The following is a 19,237-nucleotide window of genomic DNA, read 5'->3' on the forward strand; positions in this document are numbered from 1 at the left end:
GCGGCAGACGTGAATATGCGAGGAGGCCGGGACCCATCGGGTCCCGGCCTCCCACGTGTGCGACTCTGCTTACAGAGCGGCGTACACCTGGCGCAGCAGCTCGGCGGTCTCTGACGGCGTCTTGCCGACCTTCACGCCCGCGGCCTCGAGGGCCTCCTTCTTCGCCTGCGCGGTGCCGGCGGAGCCCGACACGATGGCGCCGGCGTGGCCCATCGTCTTGCCCTCCGGCGCGGTGAAGCCCGCGACGTAGCCGACGACCGGCTTGGTGACGTTCGCCTTGATGAAGTCGGCCGCGCGCTCCTCGGCGTCGCCGCCGATCTCACCGATCATGACGATCGCCTTGGTCTCGGGGTCGGCCTCGAACGCGGCGAGCGCGTCGATGTGCGTCGTCCCGATGACCGGGTCGCCGCCGATGCCGATGGCGGTCGAGAAGCCCAGGTCGCGCAGCTCGTACATCATCTGGTAGGTCAGGGTGCCCGACTTCGACACGAGGCCGATCGGCCCCTTGCCGGTGATGGTCGCCGGGGTGATGCCGACGAGCGACTCACCGGGCGTGATGATGCCGGGGCAGTTCGGGCCGATGATCCGGGTCTTGTCGCCCTTCTCCTTGGCGTAGGCCCACGCTTCGGCGGAGTCCTGCACGGGGATGCCCTCGGTGATCACGACGAGCAGAGGGATCTCCGCGTCGATCGCCTCGACCATCGCATCCTTCGCGAACGCCGGCGGCACGAAGATGATCGAGACGTCGGCGCCGGTCTTCTCGATCGCCTCGACGACGGTGCCGAACACGGCCAGCTCGACGTCGCCGTGCGTCACGGTGGTGCCCGCTTTGCGCGCGTTCACGCCGCCGACGACCTGGGTGCCCGCCTTCAGCATGAGCGCCGTGTGCTTGGTGCCCTCGCCGCCGGTGATGCCCTGGACGATGACCTTGGAGTCCTTGTTGAGGAAGATAGACATGGTTGTTCGTCCTTCGCTTACTTCGCGGCCGCGGCCAGCTCGGCGGCCTTGTCGGCGCCCTCGTCCATGGTGAGCGCGAGGGTGACCAGCGGGTGGTTCGCCTCGGTGAGGATGCGGCGGCCCTCGTCGACCTTGTTGCCGTCCAGGCGGACGACGAGCGGCTTGTTCGCCTCGTCGCCAAGGATCTCGAGCGCCTTGACGATGCCGTTCGCCACCGCGTCGCAGGCGGTGATGCCGCCGAAGACGTTCACGAACACGCTCTCCACCTGCGGGTCGTTCAGGATGACGTCCAGGCCGTTCGCCATCACCTCGGCGGACGCGCCGCCGCCGATGTCGAGGAAGTTCGCCGGCTTGACGCCACCGTGCTTCTCTCCCGCGTAGGAGACCACGTCGAGCGTCGACATGACCAGGCCCGCGCCGTTGCCGATGATGCCGACCTGGCCGTCGAGCTTGACGTAGTTGAGGTTGGCGGCCTTGGCCTTGGCCTCCAGCGGGTCGGCCGCGGCCTTGTCCTCGAGCGCCTCGTGGTCGGGGTGGCGGAAGTCGGCGTTCTCGTCGAGGGTGACCTTGCCGTCGAGGGCGATGATGTCGCCCTCCTCGGTGAGGACCAGCGGGTTGACCTCGACCAGCGTCGCATCCTCGCCGGTGTAGACGTCGTAGAGCTTCACGAAGACGTCGGCGACCTTCTCGACGAGGTCCTCCGGGAAGCCGGCGGCCTGTGCGATCTCGACGGCCTTGGCGTGGTCGATCCCGCCGCGCGGGTCGACCTCGATCCGGGCGAGGGCCTCGGGCTTCTCCACCGCGAGCTGCTCGATCTCCATGCCGCCCTCGACGCTGGTCAGCGACAGGTAGGAGCGGTTGGCCCGGTCGAGGAGCACCGAGAAGTAGAACTCGCGGGCGATCCGAGCGCCGCCCGCGACCATGACACGGCGGACCACGTGGCCCTTGATGTCGAGCCCCAGGATCGCCTTCGCCGCCTCTCCGGCCTCATCGGGGCTCTTGGCGACCTTCACGCCGCCCGCCTTGCCGCGGCCACCGACCTTCACCTGCGCCTTGACGACGGTCACGCCGCCCAGCTTCTCCGCTGCCGCGCGCACCTCCTCCGGAGTGTCCGCGACGATGCCCGGAAGCACCGGGACCCCGTACTTCTCGAACAGGTCTCTGGCCTGGTACTCGTATAGATCCACGGTTATCCAATCCGCTGATTGCCCGGTGCGCTCGTGGCTTCCGGCTGATTTCTCCTGGCGGTCCGACGCGAGATAGCTCGACGCCGAGATAAATTTCGCCAGGGAGAACTTTAGCGCGTCCGCCTGGCCGGGCTGTAACCGCCGAATCGTCCACAGGAAGGGGCGACGCGGAGTTCTCCACGGATCCGGGGATCGCCCGACCACGCGCTGCCCGTCCCGGCGACGGTGGAGGCATGACGCAACGACCCTTCACACTGATCACAGCGGTGAGCCTCGCGGGGCTCGCCGTCCTCCTCGGAATCCTGCAGAGCCTGTTCGCGGCGGCGGCGCCCGCACGAGCGCTGGCGAGCGACGGCCACGGGCCCGGCTACATGTCCGCCGACGGCTGGTGGCTGGGCGCCTACCACTTCGACGACGGCGCGCTCGGATTCTGCCTGAACCCCGGCAAAGCGGCGCCGGTCGGTCTGTCGTACAGCTATGCCGACCCCGCAGGCATGGGCTGGTGGACGCCGGAGCAGTCCGCCGTCTTCGCCTACATCGCCCGCACCTGGGCCGGCAGCGGCGACCGGCTGACCGCGGCCGCCGGGCAGCTGGCCACCTGGATCTACGCCGGCATGTCCGACGTCGACGCGCAGAACCACGCCGGCCGGGCCGGCGCCGACACCGACGCGGTCTACGCGCGAGCGCTGCAGATGCTCGCGGAGGCGAAGAGCCGGGCCTCGACGGGGGTGCGCGCCTCCGCGATCGTCGAACTGGCGGAGGCGGGCCCGGGCCGGGTGCGCGTGGAGCTGACGGTCGACCGGTTGTCCGGGCCCGACCTGCTGCCCGCCGGGGCCTCACCGGTGACGGTCACGCTGTCCGGGGCGACGTTCGCGAACGGGAAGACCACCGCCTCCGTCCCGTCCGGAACCGACGTGGCCATCCAGCCGACCGGATCGGGCGCGAGCGTGTCCGTCCGGGCGACGGCGACGACTCCGCCGCTGCCCTACGGCAACCGCGTGACCGTCGCCCTGCCGACGGTGGATGCGCAAGCGGTGCTCATCGCTCAGTCGACGACGGTGACGGCCACCGCGGAGGCCGGCACGACCGGTCCGTCGCCGCTGCCGTTCCAGCCGCTGGTCGAGACGCGGACGACCTCGCCAGAGGCGAAGCCCGGCGCCGAGGTGGCCGACACGCTGACGGTCTCCGTCGAGGAAGGCGACGGGCTGCTGCCCACCTGGGGTGTGCGGTCGGTCGACGGCGGGTTCGCGCCGGTGCGGGCCGTGGTGCAGAGCACGCTGCATGGACCGTTCCCCGAGCCGATCGCGCACGCCGCCGAGCCGCCGGCAGGTGCGCCGACCGTCTGCACGGTCGAGACAGTGGTCGACGGAGTCGGGGAGTTCACGACCCCGACCTGCGTCCTCCCCGCGGACGGCTACTACGTCTGGACGGAGCGCATCGACCCTGCGCGCACCGATCCTTCCGAGGGCGGGACGCGCCTCAAGACCTGGCAGTCGGAGTTCGGCATCGCGAGCGAGGTCACGCGCGTGCAGACGCCGGTGCCGGCACCCTCGCCCTCGCCGGTCGCTCCCGCACCGGATGACACCGCACCGGCGACGACCGTGCTCGCCGAGACCGGGTCAGATGCCACCGGGCCAGCCCTATGGGGCTCCGGCGCCGCTGCGGCGGGAGGGCTGCTCGTGACGGCCTCACGAGTGCGTGCACGCGGCCGTGGACGCGGTCGCCGTCGGGCACCGCGCCGGTCACGCACCACCTGGGTGCGACGGTGAGCCGCGCGATCGGCCTCCCTGGTCGCTCGCAGGAGCCCTCGGCAGGATGTGGACGTGCCCAGATCCGCGAAGAACAGGCCCACCGAGGCGCGGGAGATCGCATCCGAGGCGCTGACGCTGGCCGCCGGCGGGCGGGCGCTCCTGCTGCAGATCGCCCACCCCGCGGTCGGACGCGGCGTGGTGGAGCACAGCGACTTCGCAACGCGCTTGATGGACCGCTTCGACGGCACGATGCTCTACCTCACGGCTTCGATGTTCGGGTCTCCGGGCGAGCTGCAGGCGATGCGGCGGGTCGTCAACCGAGCACACGCCGCCGTCCGGGGAACGGGCGGCAGCGGCCCGGCGTACAACGCGTACGACCCGGAGCTGCAACTGTGGGTCGCGGCGACGCTCTACGAGAGCATGGTCGACATCCACGCGCGCGTCTTCGGGGAGCTGGCCGCCGCGCAGGCAGACACGGTCTACCGGGAGTTCACGCAGGCGCTGTCGAACCTGCAGCTGGCTCCGGACGGGTGGCCGCCGTCGCGAGAGGCGTTCGGCGACTACTGGGACCGGATGGTGCGGACGCTCCGGGTGGACGACGACGTGCGAGTCGTGTCCCGGCAGATCCTCTACCCGACCGGGCTGCCCTGGGCGTTCCGGCCGCTGCTGCCGGCTGTACGGCTGCTCACCACGGGGCTGCTTCCGCCGTCCCTCCGGCGGCAGTTCCGGCTCCCGTGGAACGCGCGCCGGCAGCGCCGGTTCGACCGGATGCTGCGCGTGACCGCGGTCGTGTACCCGCGGCTCCCGCTGCGCCTCCGGCACCTTCCGCGCGACCGGTACCTGGCGAAGCTGCGACGGTCCGTGCGGCCGGCGGACCGAGCGTCGGTCGCCTAGGCCGCGAGTCCCCTGCTGCGCTCGATGCCCCGGGCGAGAAGCACCAGCAGGATGCCGACACCGGCGCCGAGCACCGTCTCGAGCACGCGATCCACCACCAGGACGTTCAGCGGCGTCGGGCTCGCCAGGTGCGAGACCGAGAGCGCGAGCGGCGTGATGAACACGAGCGCGGCTCCGTAGTGGCGCGCCACCAGGATCTCGGCGAAGAACTGGCAGACCACGATCACGCAGATCACCACGATGGCGGGCGGGGACCATGCCAGCAGAGCCGCCGTGACGGCCACGCCCACGATGGTCCCCACGATGCGGTGCAGAGACCGCGAGATGGAGTGCGCCGCACGCGCCGGGGGATGACCGCGACCAGGCTGACCACCGCCCAGTACGCGTGACCGAAGCCGAAGGCGAGCGCCACGCCGCCCGCGATGAGCACCCCGACGACGTTCTGTGCCACGGTCAGCCACACCCGCGGGTCGCGGAGGGCAGCGAGGTCGAGGCGCGGACGGCGACGCAGCTCGTTCACGAGGCCCCAACGCCGCAGGGGGCCCGTCGAGACACCCGGGATGCGGCGGATGGCCCAGCCGGACATGGTCAGCAGCCACGCGAACACGGCGGTCACGACCGCGAGCCCGAACCGCGGCAGCGCCTCGGCGGCGGGCGTCGGAACCGCCGCGCACACCAGCAGGGCGAAGACGAAGAACAGCGCCTGCGGAGGCACGATCTGGAACACGGTCACGAAGAGCGTTCCGCCCGCGACGACCACGACGAGGGCGAGGGCGACCAGCGGCAGCGGCTCCCCGCCACGGCGAGCGCTGTGCCGGTCGCGATGGAGGCGAGCAGGGCCACGGCCGCGACCGTCAGCGTGCGCACGCGGATGCGGTAGGGCTCGTTCCGGCCGTACAGGGCTGTGAACGCCCCGAACGTTGCGTAGGCGGTCAGGTCGAGCCGACCGACGGCGAACAGCACGAAGAGGGGAACGGCGACGGCCAGCGCCGCCCGCAGACCCACCTCGAGGTTCTGCGGAGCGGAGGCGCGCGCCCTCACAGCTTGTCGATCGGAGCGATCTTGATGAGGAGCTTCTTCGCGCCCACCTTCTCGAACTGCACGTGCGCGACGCGCTTGGCGCCCTGGCCGGTCACTGCCGTCACGCGGCCGTCGCCGAAGTCGGCGTGGCGGATGCGATCGCCGGGCGCCAGCTCGAGGTCGCCGTTGTCGCGGACCTTGCCCGTGACACGGTTCGGCCACTCGGCCTTGGGCCGCTCCTGGCGGAACGTCGACGCGGCGAGACTGTCGTTCCAGCCGCCGGAGCCGCTGCCGGAACCTGCGCCCAAGCCGGGTCGGCGGGCGTTCAGCGCCCGCGACTGCGTGCCACCGCGTCCGTTTGCGGAGCCGGGAGACTGGCGCCAGTCGATCAGATCGGCGGGGATCTCTTGCAGGTAGCGACTCGGCATCGCGACGGCGGTCTCGCCGAACTGCGCGCGCGTCATGGCGAGCGACAGGAAGAGCCGCTTCTTGGCGCGGGTGATGCCCACGTAGAACAGCCGTCGCTCCTCCGCCGGGCCGCCGGGCTCGTTGGCCGACATGCGATGCGGAAGCAGGTCCTCCTCGATGCCCGTCAGGAACACAGCGTCGTACTCCAGGCCCTTCGCCGTGTGCAGAGTCATGAGCGATACGGCGCCGCTGGAGTCGTCGATCTCGTCGGCCGCCGCCACCAGGGACACCTCGGTGAGGAAGTCGACGAGGGTGCCGTCGGGGTTGTTCCGCGCGAACTCCCGCGTCACCGCGACGAGCTCCTCCACGTTCTCGGCGCGCGCCTCGTCCTGCGGATCGCGGCTATTGCGAAGCGTCTCCAAGTACCCGCTGCCGTCGAGCAGGAAGGTGAGCACGTCGGCCACGGGCGAGATGCCCGCGGGATTCGAAGGGTCGATCTTCGCGGCCGCCTCGTCCAGCAGGTTCGACAGCTGCAGGATGGCGTTCGTCACCTTCGGTCCGAGGCCGAGCGATCCCGCGTCGCGCATGGCCGCACGGAAGGTGAGTCCGTTGTCCTCCGCGTAGCTCGCCAGCTGCGTCTCCGTCGCCGGGCCGATCCCCCGCTTCGGCGTGTTCAGGATGCGCCGCAACGCGAGCATGTCGTCCGGGTTGGCGACCGTGATGAGGTACGCCATGGAGTCCTTGATCTCGGCGCGCTCGTAGAACTTGGTGCCGCCCATGACCTTGTAGGGGAGCGCCGACCGGATGAAGATCTCCTCCAGCGCACGGGTCTGGGCGTTGGTGCGGTAGAAGACGGCGATGTCCTTGTAGGCCATACCCGCGCCGTGCAGCTTCTCGATCTCGTCGGCGACGAACTGCGCCTCGTCGTGGCCCGAGTACCCGGTGTAGCCGATGATCTTCTCACCGTCGCCGACGGCCGTCCACAGCTTCTTGTCCTTGCGGTCGAAGTTGTTCGAGATCACCGCGTTGGCGGCGCTGAGGATGTTCTGCGTCGACCGGTAGTTCTGCTCGAGCAGCACGACCTTCGCGCCCGGGAAGTCGCGCTCGAACTCGACGATGTTGCGGATGTCGGCGCCGCGGAACGCGTAGATCGACTGGTCCGAGTCGCCGACCACCGTCAGCGACGCGCTCGGGATGATGCCGGCGGCGTCACGGAGCGGCCGGACGTTGCGGCCGTGCGACTCGAGGTCGTCGACGATGTCGGGGGCGACCGGCATGGTGAGCTCGCGGATCAGCGAGTACTGCGCGTGGTTCGTGTCCTGGTACTCGTCGACCAGGATGTGACGGAACCGGCTCTGATACAGCGCCGCGACGCGCGGGAACGCGCGGAACAGGAAGACCGTCTCGGCGATGAGGTCGTCGAAGTCGAAGGCGTTGGCGCGCCGGAGTTCCCGCGTGTACTGACGGAAGATCTCGAGGAACATCACCTCCTGCGGGTCGCTGAGATTCGCCGAACGTGCGTGCGTCTCGAGGTCGGTCAGCTCGTTCTTGAGCTTCGAGATGCGGTTCGCGGCGCCGCCGACGGTGAAGCCGAGGGTGTCCGCGTCGAGCTCCTTGATGATCCGCTTCAGCAGCGCGCGGCTGTCGCCGGAGTCGTAGATCGTGAAGCTGGGCGTCTTGCCGATCGTCTCGGCCTCACGGCGGAGAATGCGCACGCAGGCCGAGTGGAACGTCGAGATCCACATGCCCTGCGCCTTGCCGCCGAGCAGCTGCTCCACGCGCTCGCGCATCTCGTTCGCGGCCTTGTTGGTGAACGTGATCGCCAGGATCTCGCTGGGCCACGCCTCGCGGCTCTCGATCAGTCCGGCGATGCGGCGCGTGAGAACGCTGGTCTTGCCGGACCCCGCCCCGGCAACGATCAGGAGCGCCTGCCCGCGGTACTCGGCGGCCTCGCGCTGCTGCGGGTTCAATCCCTCGAACAGACGCTCGCTCGGGCCCCAGTGACGGCGGCCTCCCTCATCGCGGGAGTCGCCGCCGTCGCCCTGCCACCCGTCGAGGATGATCGGGACGGAGGAGGGGGTGGTCTGCGGGGCGTCGGGGAGGCTCGTCATGTCTCAGACGATTTTAGTCGCTGCCACCGTCATTCGGCCGGGAGAGCCCGGGCGGAGCTCACCGCCCGTCGCGAACAGCCACCGCGATGTCCGGATGATCGGCGAACACGCCGTCGACGCCCGAGTGAAGCAGGATGGAGAAGAACCGGCGCCAGTCGCCCCACTCCGCGTCCCGCCCTCCCGTGCGGAACTCCACGGGCAGCATCCCGTTCTCCGGCCGCAGGGTCCAGCAGAAGACCGCGAGCCCCGCCGAGTGCGCCAGGTCGACGAGATCCGAGGTGACCGCACCGACGTCCGCGGCGTCCTCCTCGCCGAACAGTGCGACCGAGACGGAGCCCGACGAGAGCACCTGCGTCGTCTCGACGCTGATGCCGTCGACACGGTCCGCCGGCGACGCAGCAGAGGCGAGCCCGTAGAGGCCGCGGAGCGACAGGTCGGTGTCGTACCCCGGCGCGGACGAGCCGAGCGCGGCGACCCGGTCGGCCGGAGCCCCGCTGTCCTCCAGCAGGTACACGCGCCGGCCGCGGAACCCGCGCTGGTACAGCTGGCCCAGAACGGTCCGCTCGAAGCTCTCCACCACGACGTCGGAGCGGTCCGACCATCCGGCCTCGGCGAGCTCCGCCGCGAAGAGCTCGTCGAGCGGCAGCCCCGCCGCCTCGAAGTACGTGGAGTGCTTCAACTCGGCGACGAGGCCCGGCGCACGGGCACCGCGGGAACGGCCCTCCGCTGCACCGCGCTCCGCCTCGGCGCGTTCGAGCATCTCGAGCAGGTCGCGGAATCGGAGCAGCGGGTAGTGGTCGTCGAACGTCGAGCTCGCCTGCCGGAGGGCCGGGATCCGTTCCCGGGCACGCAGGGTCGAGAGCTCCGCCCACGTGAAGTCCTCCGTGAACCATCCGGTGAGGGCGGCACCGTCGACCTCCTTGGTGGTCCGCCGCCCGGAGAACTCCGGACGGTCGGCCACGTCCGTGGTCCCCGAGATCTCGTTCTCGTGCCGGATCACGAGCACGCCGTCCTTCGTCGCGACGAGGTCGGGCTCGACCGCGTCCGCGCCCAGCTGGAACGCCAGCTCGAACGACCCGCGCGTGTGCTCCGGCCGGTACCCCGGCGCACCGCGGTGCCCGATCACCACGGGAGCGGTCCTGGCGCGCATGGCCCGATCCTAGCCGCGCACCTCGGCCGCCTCGCGGTACCGCGCGGCACGGGTCCGGGCAGGGACCGCAACGGGCAGCGAGGGGCGGCGAGGGGATGCCAGAATCGACCCGTGCCCGCCGATACCGCCGAGACGTCGTCGCACTGGGTCGAGCCCACCTCCCGGCTCGTCCTCCGCTGGGGCGCCTACCGCCCGCGCCTGCTGACCGGCCTCGCCATGCTGGTGATCGGCACGGCCTGCATCCTCGGCACCACCACCTACAGCCTCCCGCTGCTCCTGGTCGGCTCCCTCATGCAGCCCGCCGGCTGGGCCGTGCTCCCATCTACCATCGGGCGCCGGTTCGCCGTGGCGCTTCCGGTGCTCGGCTTCACCTGGCTCATGCTCGGCGGATCGGGTTTCGCGTGGTGCTACGCCGTCACCCTCGCGGCCTGGCTGCTCGTGCGCCTGCGACCGCTCCCCACGTTCGCCGTGCTCGCGCTCCCGATCGGCTGGAGCGTCGTCCTCCCGCTGTTCGTACGCGACTACGAGCAGGGCTGGATCACCATCCTGACCAGCACGATCGTGATCGTGATCGCCGCTTGGCTTGCACGCTGGGGCGCCATCCGGCTTGATTCATGGCAATCTGTCAGAACTCTCAGAAAAGAAAGCAATAGATTGGACTGACACGACCGCTCGCGGTCACCCATAGAACGAGGAGCTCATGGCACTCAGTAACCCGGCCTTCTCCACGAACCCGGCATTCTCCAGCAACGGTCAGGCCGCGACCGTCACCGCCGAGAACCTGGAGCAGATGTACCAGGCGCCGTCCGCCACGGCCGTGGACACCGACCGCATGACGGTCGAGGACACGATCGTCAAGACCGCGGTCTGCTTCGTCCTGCTGCTCGCGGGAGCCGGCATCGGCTGGTTCGTCCCCGCTCTCGCGCTGCCGGCCGCGATCGTCGGCTTCGTGCTCGCGATGGTCAATATCTTCAAGCGCCGTCCGTCGGCCGCTCTGATCCTGGCCTACTCGGCCGCGCAGGGCATCTTCCTCGGCGCCATCTCGATGTTCTTCGAGGCGCAGTGGTCCGGCATCGTCATCCAGGCCGTCATCGCCACGTTCGCCGTCGTCGGAGTCACGCTCGCGCTGTTCGCCTCCGGCAAGATCCGCGCGTCGGCCAAGGCGACGAAGGTCTTCCTCATCGCGATCTTCGGCTATCTGGCCTACTCGCTCGTCAACGTCATCCTGATGTGGACCGGCGTCACCAAGGGCACCTTCGGCCTCGACAGCGTCGAGCTCGGCAACACCGGCATCAAGCTCGGCCTGATCATCGGCATCCTCGTCGTCCTGCTCGGCGCCTACTCCCTGGTGCTCGACTTCGACGCGATCAAGCAGGGCGTCGCGAACCGCGCCCCGCGCGTCTACGGCTGGTCCGGCGCCTTCGGCATCATGGTGACCGTCATCTGGCTCTACCTCGAGATCCTGCGGATGCTCGCCATCTCGCGCGACTGACGCAGCGACAGACCAAAGCACGAAGGGCCGGGAGCGATCCGCTCCCGGCCCTTCGTCATGCTCCCGGTGTCACTTGCCGATGGCGGCGCAATCCAGAGATCCGTACGACGTCACCGTCGGGTTCACGGTGGGCGTCACGTCCGCGTGCAGCTTCTTGACCGGAGTCGTGCCCGCGTCGAACAGCACGTCGAGGATCATCGTCTGCCCCGGGGCCATCTGCTGCACGCCCTGCGCGACCGGGTACTCCCCGTCGGTGCCGATCATGGGCGCCGGCGAGGGCTGCGCGTCGATCGCGGTCCCGAGCACCGTATAGCCCTTCGGTGCGTACACGCTCGTCCCGATCTGGACGTTGCCCTGGGCCACCAGCACTCCGTTGCCGAGCACATACGGCGGCAGGATCTTGGCCGCATTCGCCGGCGCCGTGCTGTTCAGCGCAACCCGGGCGAACACGTACCGGTGCTTGTCACCGCAGACCGCCTGCGACAGCTGCACCTTCACCTTGAGGAAGTAGTCGAGCTTCGACGGCGTCTGATCCATGAAGTAGACGCCGAAAGCATCCGTCTCCTTGGTGCTGACCGGCGGCTCGGAGTAGAACGGCGTCATCTTGATGAGGTCCTGCTCCGCCTTGTCGGCGGTCCACATCTTGACCCGGCCCTCTTCCCCGGCTTTGAGGAGCACGGAGAGGAGCGTCTTGGGGTCTGCGCCGCCTAGCACCTTCGAGAATGCGCCGATCGCGATCGCCTGGTTGATCTTGTCCACTGTCACCGGATCCGGGTACATCAGGTAGATGTCGATGAGCAGGATGCGGACGGCGTTCTCGGCTGTGATCTGCAGACCGGGCAGCACATCGATCGGCCCTGTCGCTTTGAGCAGGTTGCCGAGCGTCACCGTGTCCATCGCGATGACACCGTCGATGTCGTCACCCTTGGCCGACTTCCACATCGCCTTCGCGATGTCATACGTCAGCGAGAACCGCGGGGTGATCGTCAGGTCCTGGACCTGCTTGCCGAGCCCGTAGGGGTAGAGCTTCTTGACGTCTTCGGGCAGCGGGATGACGTAGTCGTCGAAGCGGGGGAACTCCCGGATCGACGCTGAGGACTGCTTGACCAGGCTGATCTTTCCGTGGTCGATCCGCAGCAGCGCCATCGATCCGGTCGTCCCGCCGTTCGGAAGCAGCTCGCCGCTGTTCTCGAAGATCACGAGGTAGTTGCGGGGGCCGGTGGAGCCGAGCGCTACGGGCAGGGCATGGACAGCGTTCTTCGCGTCCTGCATCTGCGCCGACACCTTGCCCAGCACCCCGGCGAGCTGTTCGGTCGCGGAGCGCACGGGGCCAACCGTCGACTTCGTGTCGATGGCTTCGACCTGCGCATGCGCCTTCTGGAGGGCCGCCGCCGCCTTGTCGACCGTCGGAGTCGCATCGACTATCGGCTTGAGGTTCAGGGCCCCATCCACCGGCTTGAGGCTCGAAGGAGACACGGAGCTCAGAACACCGACGAGCGGTTCGATCGCCTGCGTCACGACGTCGTCGGTCGAGCCGGCGAGTTCGCGGACCGCTGTCAGGTTCGGTCCGACGAAGGGCACGACCTCGCCGGCCCGCCAGACCGGGTCGCTCGTGTCGGAGCGCGCGGACGCGACCTTCGGCTTGAGCTTGTCGAGCGTGGCTTTCGCCCCCTTGGCGTCCTGGGCGACGACCTGCTGCTTCAGGGTGTTGACCAGGGGCATCGCCGCCTCGAGGTCGGACTTCGCCGCCAGCGCGCGGAATCCGATCCACGCACCGGCGAGGACCAGCACGGCGAGAACGATGCCTGCACCGATGAACCACTGCACACGGCGGGACCGGGTGCGGCGGGCATGCGAGACCGAGACGCGCGTAGGTCGGGGTTCAGGCATTCAACCATTGAATCAGACCGCCGGAGGGTATCCCGTTACCCTCGCGCCTATTTCCGCTCACACTCCCCCGTTCGAGGGCCAGCGTGATGGCGGCATCTCGCCTGGGTCGCCCACGCGAACTGAGCCCTGAGAGTCGTCTGATAATTTGGTTCGCTGGTGCACTTCGAGCGCCACTCCTTTCCTGGCCGCTTCGGCCATCCCCGATCGGATCGGACATCATGACCTCATCGCAGAAGCTCGCCGTCATCGTCGGGCAGGGCTACGTCGGCCTCCCGGTCGCCATGCGCGCCGCCGAGGTGGGCTACCGGGTGGTGGGTCTGGATGTGGACCAGCGACGCGTGGACGCGCTGCGACGAGGCGAGTCGTACGTGGACGACATCTCGTCCGCCACCCTCTCGGACGCCATGCAGTCGGGCCGCTACACGCCCAGCGACGACTACGCGGACGCCGAGGGCTTCGACGTAGCCGTCATCACGGTCCCCACCCCGCTGAGCGAGGGCAACCCCGACCTGACCTACATCGAGGAGTCGGCACGCGCCCTCTCCGGCCGGCTCGCCCGCGGGGCGACGGTCATTCTCGAGTCGACGACCTACCCCGGCACGACGGAGGAGCTGCTCGTCCCCATCCTGGAGGAGGGGTCGGGACTCACCGCCGGCCAGGACTTCCACGTCGGCTACAGCCCGGAGCGCATCGACCCGGGCAACAAGACGTGGGGCTTCGTGAACACCCCGAAGGTCGTCTCCGGCATCGATCCGGAGTCGCTCGCGCAGGTCCAGGGCTTCTACGACGACCTCGTCGAGCGCACCGTCCCGGTCAGCGGCACGAAGGAGGCGGAGCTCACCAAGCTGCTGGAGAACACCTTCCGCCACGTCAATATCGCCCTCGTGAACGAGCTGGCGATCTTCGGCCACCAGCTCGGCGTCGATGTCTGGGAGTCGATCGAGGCGGCGTCCTCGAAGCCGTTCGGGTTCATGAAGTTCACGCCCGGACCGGGCGTCGGGGGGCACTGCCTTCCCGTCGACCCCAGCTACCTGTCATGGCAGGTGCGCCGCAAGCTCGGCCAGTCGTTCCGGTTCGTCGAGCTGGCGAACGACATCAACGACCACATGCCCGACTACGTCGCGCAGCGTCTGATGGTGCTGCTGAACCGCGCAGGCAAGGCGCTGAACGGTTCGCGTGTCGTCCTCGTCGGCCTCTCGTACAAGCGGAACACCGGCGACATCCGCGAGTCGCCGTCGCTGCGCCTCATCGACGTGCTGAAGGACCTGGGCACGCAGATCGTCGGCATCGACGACCGCGTGGAGGACCACCGCTGGCCCGCCGGCGTTGAGCGCGCCCCCTACGCTGCGGAGACACTTGCCGACGCGGACGCCATCGTGCTGGTCACAGACCACGAGGAATTCGACCTGGCACTCCTGGCGAACAGCACCGTCCCCGTCCTCGACACGAAGAATCGTGTCAACGGTCCGGCCGTCGAGCGACTCTGAGCGAACGTCCGGTCCTCACAACGCGTGCGGTAGATTAGTCGCGCCCTTCATCCATAAGGAACTGCTCCATGTCTCAGTCATCGCGAATCCGCGAGCCGTGGACCCTCGCGGTGACGGTCTGGTCCGTCGTGGCGATGGCGTACGTGTTCCTCGTGCCGGTCGGCAACAACCTGTTGCTCTATCCGCTCATCCTGAGCTTCGCGCTGCTCGCCGGGATCGCCATCCTCAAGCACAAGCTGCGCCCGGATCGGTCGCTGCTGCTGCCGGCGGCACTCTGGCTCGCGTTCCTGGTCCTCGGCATCGCGACAGGGATCGCCCGAGACGCGGAGTCGTGGCAGCGCACGCTCGTATTCTTCCTGATCTGGCCAGCGGTCTTCAGCGTGATCGTGGTGGGCTTCGACCGACGTCTCATCCGTGTGATCTTCACAGTGGGCGCCTGGGTGACCGTCTTAATCGGCATCCTCTTCCTCGTCGACGCACTGGCGATCACGGGTCACCTCCCGTTCAGCACCCTGCCGGCGTGGCTCACGCAGCCGCTTCTGCTGCGCGGGGTCACCGACGCGAGCGGGATGGTGTCTCTCTCGTCCAGCTCGCTACCGCCCCTGATCTGGTGGGGTGCGATGTGGGTGGCGTCGCTCTTCTGCGATCCCAAGGACCGGTTCCTGCCTCCGGTCTGGCTGCGGACGGCGGCGGCCTCCTCGCCATCACGGGAGCAGTCGTCTCGTGGCGCCGGGCCATCGTGCTCATCCTGGTGGTCTCTCCCATCATCGCGATCCTCGCTCTGGTGGCCCTCCGGGTCCGGAATGCTCATTCGACCAACCCAGGATTCTCCGGGCGTGCATTCCTGCGCCTTGGTATCGCGGCGATCATCGCCATCGTGCTCAGCTTCGCGGCGCAGCCGCATTTTGCGTCCATGTTCGGATCGGCGGTCGGAGCCTCGGGCAAGATCGTCGAGGGCCAGAAGGCGGAGCTTCCGACGAAGGACCTCTCGACCGTGGATGGCCACAAGCTGAGCGTCTCGGCGGACGACGCCCTCGCCGACGAGATCCGAAAGAACGAGAGCCAGAACCTGCTGGCCCCGTCCTCGGCCGCCGACTGGATCGTCGGGAAGGGCTTCGGAGCGACGATCGATCGCGGTCACGTGATCCGCGACATGAAGCCGTGGCAGACAGAGCTGCAGTATCACGCGATCTTCTACTGGACGGGCATCCTCGGCGTCCTCCTGATGCTGGCCACCTTCGTCGCCGGCTTCCTCGCCCTCCGCAAGGCTTTCCGATTCGATCAGGGGATGCGTGCACCGCTGTACGTCAGCACGGTGGGAGCGCTGGCCGCTCTGGCCGCCAACGCCACCAACCCCTACCTGCAGGCGCCCGGCCACATGTGGCCCGTGTTCCTTCCACTGATGATCGCGAGCGCGATCTTCGTCTCCCACGCGCGGGAGCGCGAGCCGCTGGAACCGCAGCTGGCGGAGCAGTACACGTGAGTTCGGGCTCCTCGCGGAAGCACCTCTACTGGATCTCCCTCGGCACAGTCTTCTCCTCGGCGGCCATCGTGCTGCTGCAGTTCCTGGCGCTCGTCAGCTTGGAGCCCGCCGCGTTCGGGCGCTTTTCGGCGGTCTATCTGGCTTTCGCCCTCGCGTCCTCCGTGCTCCTGTCGGTGGTGTGCGAAGCCTGGCAGCGGGTCAAACCGATCGGTGACTGGCGGCAGTTCAGCGCCCCCTTCTGGCGCACTCCATCCTGTCGGGGGTCGTGACCGCGCTCATCCTGCTGTTGATCCCGGGCTATCAGGGCCTGGCCGCGGTGAGCGGGCTGGCGGTGGGGACTGCGACGTACAGAGTGGGCGCCCGCTACTTCGCGATGCACCATCGCGAGTACCGGTGGGTGGTGCCCGCCGACTTCGCCAACGTGCTGGTCCTGGTCGTCGGCTGGGGGCTGTTCCTCTTCGCTCGGGAGTCTTTCTCGCTCACCACCGTCATGGTGGTCTGGGCGGCGAGCTCCGTCGTCAGCGCCGCTCTCTCCAGGCCCGCTACGGGATACGCGCCCCGGCTCATCCCGTCGTGGCTGCGCACCCACAATCATGAGATCAAGACCCTGCTGGGCGATTCCGTACTGCTCGACGCGTCGGGGATCGGCACGCCATACGCCCTCATACCGATCCTCGGGGTCAATGGTTTCGGCGTCTACCGCGCACTCTCGAACGTGTCCGGGCCGGTGAAGCTGCTGCTCACTCCCGTCCGTCCGCTTTTCGCCGGCGTGGACGCGAGAGGGTTCGCGCGCGCGCGGTCCGTCGCTCTCTTCGTCGGCCTGTCCGCCGTCATCGGCGCCGTCTGCTACGCCGCCATCGTCGTGCTCGAGCTCACGGGCCTGCAGATCGGCACCCTCACGGCGCTGACCGACTACGCGTGGGAGGCGGGCGTGTTCGTCGGTGCGACCTTCCTCAACGGCGTCTACTACCTTTTGGCGCGCACGCACTTCAGTCGCCGCAGACTCCTCAGCGCCCGGGCGGCCACATCGCTGACCGGCATCGTGCTCCCCATCGCGGGCGGCCTGCTGTTCGGCATCCACGGGGCGATCATCGCCGTCACGATCACGACGGTGGTCATCGCGGTCGTCTGGATCGTCCTCCTGTTCGGCCAGACGAAGAGCTCGTCGGCCCCGGTCGGCATCGAGCTCGACGTCGATGCCGACGCTGACATGATCTGAGGGTGCGGATGCGGATCGCCCACGTCATCAACTCGCTCGCGACCGGCGGCGCCGAGACGCTCGTGGTCGACCTCGCCGTGGCGATGCGGGCCGCGGGCCATCAGGTGACCATCGTCACGATCGGACGCTCGCCCGGGGTGCCCCGCGCCGCGGCGGAGAGACACGGCATCCCCGTCATGTCCGCCGGCCGCTCGCCATACGACCCGCTCTCGCCCCTGCGCATGCGCCGATGGCTGAAGGGCGCTGACGTCGTACACGTCCACCTCTTCCCCGCGCTCTACTTCGCACCGCTCAGCGGAGTCCGGCGTCCGCTCGTGTATACGGAGCACTCGACGTGGAACCGCCGACGTGACAGCGCAGTCCTCCGACGATCCGATCGGTTCTTCTACCGCCGCTACCGGGCGCTCGTCGCGATCAGCGTCGGCGTGCAGAGCGCCCTGACGGAGTACTTGACCGGTCTCGGGACCCGTCGACCGGTTGAACTGATCCCGAACGGGATCTCTGACTCCTTCTTCGAGCGGCGACGCCGCCGAGAGCTGACCCTACCGACGAAGGTGATCGCCGTCGGCAACCTGGACGAGCGCAAGAACTTCGCCGACGCCATCAGGGCCGTCGCCGGACTACCGGAGACCTCGCTGACGATCGTAGGGGAGGGCGCGCAACGGGATGCACTGGTCGCGCTGGCCCAAGAGCTCGGAGTCGCCGATCGGGTCTCCCTTGCGGGACAGTCGAACGACGTCGGAGCGCTCATGGACCAGCATCACCTGTTGCTGTCGACGTCCCGCTTCGAGGGATTCTCCCTCGTCGCCGCCGAAGGGATGGCGATGGGTCTCCCAGTCGTCGGGCCGCGTGTCGACGGGTTCAAGGAGTCCGTCACCGACGGGGAAGCGGGCATTCTCTTCGATCAGGCGGACGGCGTCGAGGGCATCCGGCACGCGGTCCGAGCGGTGACGGCGACCGATGCCGACTACCTGCGATACTCCCAGGGCGCCGCGGCTAACGCGGAGCGGTTCCGGGTGACCGATACCGCCCGCGCCTACGTCGCCCTCTATGAGCGGCTCGCCAGCAACCCCCGGTAGAACCCCTCCTGCGCCGCCCACACCGTCGCGCGGCCGAACCGCGTGCGGGCGCGTTCCCGCGCGGCCGCGCCCAGCCGCTCCCGCAACTCCGCGTCGCCGGCCAGCCGGGCGAGCCCCTCCGCGAGCGCCTCGGCGTCGCGCACCGGCACGATGAGCCCGGTCTCGCCGTCGACCACCGAGTCCACCGCTCCCGTCGCGTCGGTCGTCACGGTGGGGACCCCCGCCGCCGCAGCCTCGAGGACGACGTTCGGGAAGCCCTCGCGGAACGTGGGGAGGCAGAGCACATCCATGAGCGCGTAGTACCGCTCCGGGTCGGTCACGAACCCTGTGCGCGCGACCGTCACGCCGGACGGCGTCAGCGGGTCGGTCGCCGAGCCCTCGGCGGCACCGACGACGAGGAGCTGCACGGCGATGCCCCGGTCGCGAAGCAGGTGCAGGGCGTCCGCGAGCACGCCGACGCCCTTGTCCTCCGTGAGGCGGCCCACGAAGCCGATCACGGGGCCGGCGCCGAGGCCGAGGCTCTCGCGCAGCGCGTCTCGTTCCGCGGGCGACGGTAGCGTGCGCTCGATCGCGTCGACGTCGACACCGTTCGAGGAGCCGTCGCCGAGAACGACGAACCGGTCCCGCTTGCCGAGACGCAGCTCCTGCGCCCGGGCGGCGAGGCTCCGGCTGACGGCGACCGTGGCGGTCGAGCACCCGATCGAGACGCGCTCCAGGGCCGTGAGGATGCGTCTGCCGAGCCCTGTGGACGTCTCCAGCCGCAGACCGCGCAGCAGGTACACCCGAGCCGGAACACGCACGAGACGGGCCGAGAGCATGCCCAGCAGCCCCGCCTTCGGCGTCCCGGCGCTGACCACGTCCGGTCGCAGGCGGCGCAGCAGTCGGATCCACGCGAAGAGCGAGCGCAGGTCCGCGATCGGAGACGGGTCGCGGCGCATGGGGAGGCGGTGGACCGTCACGCCGTCGGTCCCGTCGAGCGCATCCACACCCGGGCCCGGCGAGCAGACGACGTGCACATCCCAGCCGCGGGAGGCCAGGAACGCCGGGAACCCGCTCATCAGCCGGAGGGACAGATCGACCGTCACCCCCAGCAGGATCACCGGACGACG

The 19,237-nt window shown here is 69.2% G+C and carries 18 protein-coding genes; 9 read left to right on the plus strand and 9 right to left on the minus strand.

What is annotated here, in order from left to right; all coding sequences use genetic code 11:
* Positions 1-69 precede the first annotated feature (69 nt).
* Both sucD and sucC read right to left on the minus strand, forming a co-directional pair.
* The gene (sucD, locus tag ACQ86M_RS10660; protein WP_431245427.1) at positions 70-957 is read right to left on the minus strand and encodes a succinate--CoA ligase subunit alpha; all 888 of its coding nucleotides are present in this window, start codon (positions 955-957) and stop codon (positions 70-72) included.
* 17 nt (positions 958-974) lie between these two features.
* Entirely contained in the window at positions 975-2,144 is a 1,170-nt protein-coding gene (gene sucC / locus ACQ86M_RS10665; protein WP_431245428.1) for an ADP-forming succinate--CoA ligase subunit beta, read from the minus strand.
* Between the two features lie 233 nt (positions 2,145-2,377).
* On the opposite strand from sucC, the gene ACQ86M_RS10670 reads away from it, so the two are divergent.
* On the plus strand, positions 2,378-3,913 hold the full coding sequence (locus ACQ86M_RS10670) for a hypothetical protein (RefSeq protein WP_431245429.1): 1,536 nt from the start codon (positions 2,378-2,380) through the stop codon (positions 3,911-3,913).
* Between the two features lie 54 nt (positions 3,914-3,967).
* A complete protein-coding gene (locus ACQ86M_RS10675) occupies positions 3,968-4,789 on the plus strand; it encodes an oxygenase MpaB family protein (RefSeq protein WP_431245430.1) in 822 nt (273 codons plus the stop codon).
* Here ACQ86M_RS10675 and ACQ86M_RS10680 read toward each other — a convergent pair.
* From ACQ86M_RS10680 to ACQ86M_RS10700, 5 genes are read right to left on the minus strand one after another with little or no spacing between them, the layout of a single operon-like run.
* Positions 4,786-5,073 (minus strand): FUSC family protein, encoded by a 288-nt coding sequence (locus ACQ86M_RS10680; RefSeq protein ID WP_431218674.1) that lies wholly within the window; start codon positions 5,071-5,073, stop codon positions 4,786-4,788. The genes ACQ86M_RS10675 and ACQ86M_RS10680 overlap by 4 nt on opposite strands.
* Positions 5,022-5,522 carry a hypothetical protein gene (locus ACQ86M_RS10685; protein WP_431245431.1) on the minus strand — a complete coding sequence of 167 codons (501 nt, stop codon included), beginning with the start codon at positions 5,520-5,522 and terminating at the stop codon, positions 5,022-5,024. Before ACQ86M_RS10685 ends, ACQ86M_RS10680 begins: the two co-directional genes overlap by 52 nt.
* A complete protein-coding gene (locus ACQ86M_RS10690) occupies positions 5,519-5,830 on the minus strand; it encodes a hypothetical protein (RefSeq protein ID WP_431245432.1) in 312 nt (103 codons plus the stop codon). Before ACQ86M_RS10690 ends, ACQ86M_RS10685 begins: the two co-directional genes overlap by 4 nt.
* Positions 5,827-8,328 (minus strand): ATP-dependent helicase, encoded by a 2,502-nt coding sequence (locus tag ACQ86M_RS10695; RefSeq protein ID WP_431245433.1) that lies wholly within the window; start codon positions 8,326-8,328, stop codon positions 5,827-5,829. Before ACQ86M_RS10695 ends, ACQ86M_RS10690 begins: the two co-directional genes overlap by 4 nt.
* A gap of 58 nt (positions 8,329-8,386) precedes the next feature.
* Complete coding sequence (locus ACQ86M_RS10700) at positions 8,387-9,478, minus strand: glycerophosphodiester phosphodiesterase family protein (RefSeq protein ID WP_431245434.1); 1,092 nt, start codon at positions 9,476-9,478, stop codon at positions 8,387-8,389.
* A gap of 111 nt (positions 9,479-9,589) precedes the next feature.
* Here ACQ86M_RS10700 and ACQ86M_RS10705 point away from each other — a divergent pair, with 111 nt between their 5' ends.
* Both ACQ86M_RS10705 and ACQ86M_RS10710 read left to right on the plus strand, forming a co-directional pair.
* Entirely contained in the window at positions 9,590-10,141 is a 552-nt protein-coding gene (locus ACQ86M_RS10705) for a hypothetical protein (protein ID WP_431218678.1), read from the plus strand.
* Positions 10,142-10,178: 37 nt separating this feature from the next.
* Positions 10,179-10,970 (plus strand): Bax inhibitor-1/YccA family protein, encoded by a 792-nt coding sequence (locus tag ACQ86M_RS10710; protein WP_431218679.1) that lies wholly within the window; start codon positions 10,179-10,181, stop codon positions 10,968-10,970.
* A 69-nt stretch (positions 10,971-11,039) separates the two neighbouring features.
* Here the strand turns inward: ACQ86M_RS10710 and ACQ86M_RS10715 are convergent, their stop codons facing one another.
* Positions 11,040-12,860, minus strand: coding sequence for a DUF4012 domain-containing protein (locus ACQ86M_RS10715; RefSeq protein WP_431245435.1), 1,821 nt, complete (start codon positions 12,858-12,860; stop codon positions 11,040-11,042).
* Between the two features lie 218 nt (positions 12,861-13,078).
* Here ACQ86M_RS10715 and ACQ86M_RS10720 point away from each other — a divergent pair, with 218 nt between their 5' ends.
* The 5 genes from ACQ86M_RS10720 to ACQ86M_RS10740 all read left to right on the plus strand — a co-directional run bounded on the left by ACQ86M_RS10720 (position 13,079) and on the right by ACQ86M_RS10740 (position 18,128).
* Complete coding sequence (locus ACQ86M_RS10720) at positions 13,079-14,347, plus strand: nucleotide sugar dehydrogenase (protein ID WP_431245436.1); 1,269 nt, start codon at positions 13,079-13,081, stop codon at positions 14,345-14,347.
* A gap of 622 nt (positions 14,348-14,969) precedes the next feature.
* A complete protein-coding gene (locus ACQ86M_RS10725; protein ID WP_431245437.1) occupies positions 14,970-15,830 on the plus strand; it encodes a hypothetical protein in 861 nt (286 codons plus the stop codon).
* A complete protein-coding gene (locus ACQ86M_RS10730) occupies positions 15,827-16,099 on the plus strand; it encodes a hypothetical protein (protein WP_431218684.1) in 273 nt (90 codons plus the stop codon). Before ACQ86M_RS10725 ends, ACQ86M_RS10730 begins: the two co-directional genes overlap by 4 nt.
* On the plus strand, positions 16,096-17,049 hold the full coding sequence (locus ACQ86M_RS10735) for a hypothetical protein (RefSeq protein WP_431245438.1): 954 nt from the start codon (positions 16,096-16,098) through the stop codon (positions 17,047-17,049). Before ACQ86M_RS10730 ends, ACQ86M_RS10735 begins: the two co-directional genes overlap by 4 nt.
* Before the next feature lie 8 nt (positions 17,050-17,057).
* Positions 17,058-18,128 (plus strand): glycosyltransferase, encoded by a 1,071-nt coding sequence (locus tag ACQ86M_RS10740; RefSeq protein WP_431245439.1) that lies wholly within the window; start codon positions 17,058-17,060, stop codon positions 18,126-18,128.
* Here ACQ86M_RS10740 and ACQ86M_RS10745 read toward each other — a convergent pair.
* Positions 18,098-19,213, minus strand: a complete 1,116-nt coding sequence (locus tag ACQ86M_RS10745) for a glycosyltransferase family 4 protein (RefSeq protein ID WP_431245440.1) — start codon at positions 19,211-19,213, stop codon at positions 18,098-18,100. The genes ACQ86M_RS10740 and ACQ86M_RS10745 overlap by 31 nt on opposite strands.
* Positions 19,214-19,237 lie beyond the last annotated feature (24 nt).

Origin of the sequence: Leifsonia xyli subsp. cynodontis, assembly GCF_050632205.1 — a bacterium.
Lineage (GTDB): Bacteria > Actinomycetota > Actinomycetes > Actinomycetales > Microbacteriaceae > Leifsonia > Leifsonia xyli_D.